Source organism: Streptomyces sp. NPDC005070, assembly GCF_053600395.1.
Genome location: NZ_JBSFZS010000592.1, coordinates 1 through 1,054, shown reverse-complemented (window position 1 = coordinate 1,054; position 1,054 = coordinate 1). Strand labels below are relative to the sequence as shown.

Below are 1,054 nucleotides of genomic sequence, written 5' to 3'. Positions count from 1 at the left end.
CCCGCATCTTCGCCGACGCGGGAACGGCCGGACCCGCGAACGCGCCGGCTCAGCCGGCCGCCGGCTCAGGCTGCGGCTCGTGCCGGGGCTGCGGCTCGTGCCGGGGCTGCGGCTCGGACCGGGTCTGGGTCTGGGCTGCCAGGCGTCCGGCCTCCTCGATGACCCGCGCACCCCGGTCCGGCGCGATGTCCAGGCTGACCAGGGCGGCCGGGGTGGCGATCGCCGGCAGGACGTAACGAAAGAGCGTGGAGGCCCGCTCGGACAGATCCGCCCAGTCGGCGTAGGCCTCCGACAGGTGCTGCATGCCCAGCCAGGCGCCGAGGACGAACTCCGCCGTCTCGTGCGGGTCGATGTGCCGCAGCACCTCGCCCTGCTCCTTGGCCTCCGTCACCTTCGCCGTCACCAGCTCGGTCCACGCGGGCCAGGCACTGCCGAACAGCTCCCGCCCCTGCACGTCGGCCGAGAGCCGGATACCGGCGATCAGCACCACGTCCTTCGGGATCCGGTGGGCCAGCGTCATGCAGATGTCCACCAGCTCCTGGAGCTTCAGCTCCCGCGGCACCCAGTAGTCGGCCGTGATCTGCGCATCGATCACCCCGCGCGCCAGGGCCTCCTTGGAACCGAAATGGAAGTAGAGAGCCCCCTTGGTGACATCCGCACGCTCGAGGATCTCCGCGATGGTCGCCGCCGCGTAACCACGCTCGGCGAAAACAGCCGCCGCCGCCTCCACAACAGCGCGCCGGGTCCGTACCGCACGTTCCTGCTGTGCCATGGGACCCTCCACACCAAGGAAAACAAAACCGAACGTGAGGTACCTTACCCCACGGTCAGCCTCATACCCCCGGCGGCACACGCCAACCCGGCACGACCGCACACCCACGACAACACCCACCCCACCACCCACCACCGGCACACACCCACGACGACACCCACCCCGCCGCCACCCGCCAGACCACCGCCCCGCCACTGCACCGCCGTCACCCGCCAGGCCGCGCCCGTCACGCCGCCACCCCGCCAGGCCGCGCCCGTCACGCCGCCGTCACCACCGGACCGC

At 71.9% G+C, this 1,054-nt stretch carries 2 protein-coding genes; both read right to left on the bottom strand.

The genetic code is table 11. The features are described 5' to 3' along the window. Positions 1-49 precede the first annotated feature (49 nt). Entirely contained in the window at positions 50-772 is a 723-nt protein-coding gene (locus ACWEBX_RS41415) for a ScbR family autoregulator-binding transcription factor (RefSeq protein WP_451889817.1), read from the bottom strand. A 44-nt stretch (positions 773-816) separates the two neighbouring features. Beyond that, positions 817-1,054 (bottom strand): hypothetical protein (locus ACWEBX_RS41410; protein WP_451889816.1); only part of this gene is annotated, 238 nt, incomplete at its 5' end.

Coding starts and splice junctions, on each gene's coding strand:
- ACWEBX_RS41415 (WP_451889817.1), bottom strand. CDS start 772: ATGGCACAGCAGGAACGTGCGGTACGGACCCGGCGCGCTGTTGTGGAG.